The organism is Halomonas sp. SIMBA_159, assembly GCF_046536035.1.
GTDB lineage: Bacteria > Pseudomonadota > Gammaproteobacteria > Pseudomonadales > Halomonadaceae > Vreelandella > Vreelandella venusta_A.
In genome coordinates, this window is sequence record NZ_JAWJBT010000044.1 from 1 (window position 1) to 3,605 (window position 3,605).

The window sequence follows — 3,605 nt, forward strand, 5'->3', positions numbered from 1 at the left end:
CCCGCGTGCTGTCCGGGCACGACCACAGAAATATGCGGTGAGTAAAAAGCCAGTCAGGCTTAACTGACTGGCATTAGACCCATGGCCCGCCTTTTTATGCGCTCACTTTACCGCTTCACTTATGTGATCGCTTCACTTAGCGCGTAAACCACGCCATCAGCGCTTCTGCAGTGGGCGCTGAGGAGGGCGGGTTCTGACCGGTAATTAGCTGGCCATCTTCACGTACATAGGGCGTAAAGATATCGGCTTTGCTGTAAATACCGCCACACTTTTGCAATGCATCTTCCACCAAGTGCGGAACTACATCCGTGAGGCCAACCGCGTCTTCTTCACCGTTGGTAAAGCCAGTGACTTGGCGACCTTTCACCAGCGGCTCGCCGTTGCTGTCTTTGGCATTCACCAGCACGATAGGCGCGTGACACACAGACGCCACCGGCTTGCCTTGGGCCATGAAGGTTTCGATCAGTTTGATGGAGTCTTTGTCGTCCACCAAATCCCATAGCGGGCCATGGCCACCGGGGTAGAACACAGCGTCATAATCGTCCGCCTTCATCTCGCTCAGCAGATGCGTATTGGCAAGCTCTGCTTGGGCAGCTTCGTCTTGCTTAAAACGACGCGTTTCGTCGGTTTGGCTATCTTCTGCATCGCTTTTGGGGTCCAGCGGCGGCTGGCCGCCTTTCGGTGATGCCAGCGTGACCACCGCTCCCGCGTCTTTAAACACGTAGTAAGGCGCTGCGAACTCTTCCAACCAGAAACCGGTCTTCTCGCCTGTGTCGCCTAGCTGATCATGTGAGGTTAGTACTACTAGAATACGCTTGCTCATCTCGATGCTCCTAACAGTGAAAGTAGTGTATGTTCCGTTGCCAACTAACCTTGGGGCACTGTCGTCGGGTTACAAGGCTTCTCGCTCGTACCAACACATAAACGACGCGCTTGGTGCTGGCCCACCGTTTTAGATAACATGATGCGACTTTCTGTTTCTTAGCGAGCACGTGGTGAGTATTAACGCCCGTACGTTTTATCGGCTTGGCCCTTCACATCGCCAAGCGCCAAGCAGCTTTGGGCTCATTCGTCGCCAGTTCGATTTTCGCTCCATCGAGATTGGCCGCTGGGTCACCAACACTGAGCGAGACCGAGCGGCCGAGCTGTTTCACGATGCGCTATGCGATCTCATGCTGATCCTTCAGGGCACCGAAACGCTGATTTCACTCAGAGGCTCTCTCGCGCTGCAGTACGGCACCGGTGGCAGACCTGGCGTTTCGGCCCACTACGACCCCAGCCAGCGCAGCTTTGCATTGGCCAAAAACGCAGGCCCTGGCAGCATTGCCCACGAGTGGTTTCACGCCTTCGACCACTACATCGCACCAAAATGTTTTCACAGCGTGCCGAACAGCGCCTTTGCGTCTGCCGCTTGGCTAGCAGACGCTTCACCCATTCAGCACCCGCTCAACCAGCGGTTAATCGCCTGCTTTCGCGCCATCCTGCTGCAGCCCAGCGGCCAGCAACCTAGCGCGCTATTTCACCACTCTGCCGCGATGGATAAAGCGCTTGGGCAGCTTTACTACAGCAAGCCAGAAGAACTGTGCGCCCGCGCCTTTGAAGCGTTCGTGCAGGATGCCTCAATCAAAAATCACTTTTTGGTGAAAGGCACCAAAAACTCGCCAGAGGCAGAGCGCGGCTTATATCCACAGGGAGAGCAGCGCGAACGCATCAACGTGCTGTTTAGTGACTACTTCTCTACGTTAGGCAGCGCTCTTAGCCACGCACGCGGATAAAAGTGTGCGAAACCGCCGGCCAGCAGCTAGGCTTAATCCACACTTATTTCTCAAAGGAAGAGAACATGCCCTCTACTACCACCATTGTTGTTGTCGTTGTTGTGATCGCCGTCGCGATTTTTGGCTTTAGCGGCGGTCTACCGTTTTAAAAGCAGCCACGTTACTAGCGCGCACGTCGCCTTTTCATTCGGTACATTTTTACATCGGCATAGTTAAGTAGCGTATCGGCATCTTTGCCGTCTTCTGGGTAGGTGGCCACACCCACACTGCAAGACGGCATGTCGATATCCCACATATCCGCCCCTCCTACCTCTGCCGCGAGCGGTTCAGAAAGCACCTCCAGTATTTGCGCAGCCTTTTCGATGGCAGCCTCCTTAGAGTGAACGTCGGTTAATATCACCGTAAATTCATCTCCCCCCATACGTGCCACCGTGTCGGTTTCGCGCACGCAGCCACTCAAACGGCGAGCTACCTCGCAAAGCACCGCATCCCCCACTGCGTGGCCATGCTCATCGTTAACTCGTTTGAAGTCGTTGACATCTAAAAACAGCAGCGCAAAACGGTTTTGATAGCGTCTTGCGGTACTTAACGATGATTCCAAACGATTATAGAACAGCGAACGATTGGTTAGCTTGGTGAGCGGGTCGTGATGTGCCAGAAAGCGCAGGTCGTCCTCCGCCTGCACCTGGGCCGTTACATCCCGCGCCACCCCAATTCTCACCTGCTCTTCATCCAACCAGCGAGCCGACCACAGCACATGCACCACGCTGCCGTTTTTATGCAGGTAGCGGTTCCGAAAATCGAGATGGGGTTGCCCATTCATCACACGCTTAATGGAGGCTTGCGTCTCGGCAAAATCTTCTGGGTGCATGTAGCCCGTGATCGACGTGCCTATCAGTTCCTCAGCACGGTAGCCCAGCAGTGACTCGCAGGCATCGCTGACGAACAAAATCTGATGATTCGCATCTACCACGAACACTGTGTCGAGAATGAGATGGATCAATTTGGGATAAAGTGTTTGCAAATCAATAGGCATGGGCAGCTTAGCTTACTCAGTTTCTATCCAGTATAGACACAACGCACCTGAACAAGCGAAAACAGCGCTAGAGAAAATCCTCTAGCTTAATAATGCTTCGAAAACACAAGACTCTACCCGTCATTACATACTATATTATTGCCTAGGGACCAGCTTAACGGTAGGACATCTCAATGAACCACCCAAACAACAGTAAAATGGAAACATTGCTCAGCGCTTATAAAAGACATCTTCTGCTTTACAAAGCTGAGCTAGAAACCACTTGGAAAGGGGCACATAAGGACACTCGGTGGGTTCACCATATTACAAGCGTGGCGCATAAGTTAAGCGGCTCAGGGAAGGCGTATGGTTTTGTCGAGCTATCCCAACTGGCCAGAGAGCTTGAATACGCATGTGAAGCCGCTAAAAGCTTGAATCAAAAAGAAATTAAATACGCACTCTCAGAGCCACTCAATGCTTTGCTAAATGCCCTAGCGCGCTACTCAGAACTACCCAGCACCGTTAAGCCCACAAGTATAGATGACCTTTCCATAATACAAAATAAGAACGACGCAGAGAAAATCGATATTCTTTTAGTTGATGACGATCCGGACTTTTCAACGCAAATAAGCGAAGTGCTTAGCCAATATGGTTATCGCGTTCATCAGCAAAAAGACATTTATCAGCTAGATGCAGCCATAATAAAGCACGAACCTTTAGCGCTGCTCGTCGATATGGAGGCGGATGCAGACTCTGAGTGCAACACACTCATTGGATGGTTGATGGGCTTGCATGGTACTTGGCCATCAGCTCGC

5 protein-coding genes are annotated in these 3,605 nt (G+C 52.2%); 3 read left to right on the top strand and 2 right to left on the bottom strand.

Annotated features, from left to right (window positions below):
- Window positions 1-136: 136 nt before the first annotated feature.
- Window positions 137-823: a type 1 glutamine amidotransferase domain-containing protein gene (locus R0J87_RS18150; protein ID WP_404345234.1), complete on the bottom strand. Its 687-nt coding sequence runs from the start codon at window positions 821-823 to the stop codon at window positions 137-139.
- A gap of 172 nt (window positions 824-995) precedes the next feature.
- Between R0J87_RS18150 and R0J87_RS18155 the strand changes: the two genes are divergently transcribed.
- Both R0J87_RS18155 and R0J87_RS18160 read left to right on the top strand, forming a co-directional pair.
- Window positions 996-1,775 carry a CLCA_X family protein gene (locus tag R0J87_RS18155; protein ID WP_498887927.1) on the top strand — a complete coding sequence of 260 codons (780 nt, stop codon included), beginning with the start codon at window positions 996-998 and terminating at the stop codon, window positions 1,773-1,775.
- Window positions 1,776-1,777: 2 nt separating this feature from the next.
- On the top strand, window positions 1,778-1,924 hold the full coding sequence (locus R0J87_RS18160) for a hypothetical protein (RefSeq protein WP_490176191.1): 147 nt from the start codon (window positions 1,778-1,780) through the stop codon (window positions 1,922-1,924).
- Window positions 1,925-1,938: 14 nt separating this feature from the next.
- Here R0J87_RS18160 and R0J87_RS18165 read toward each other — a convergent pair whose 3' ends face one another.
- The gene (locus tag R0J87_RS18165) at window positions 1,939-2,811 is read right to left on the bottom strand and encodes a diguanylate cyclase domain-containing protein (RefSeq protein WP_498887929.1); all 873 of its coding nucleotides are present in this window, start codon (window positions 2,809-2,811) and stop codon (window positions 1,939-1,941) included.
- A gap of 173 nt (window positions 2,812-2,984) precedes the next feature.
- Between R0J87_RS18165 and R0J87_RS18170 the strand changes: the two genes are divergently transcribed.
- Window positions 2,985-3,605 (top strand): response regulator (locus R0J87_RS18170; protein ID WP_498887931.1); only part of this gene is annotated, 621 nt, incomplete at its 3' end.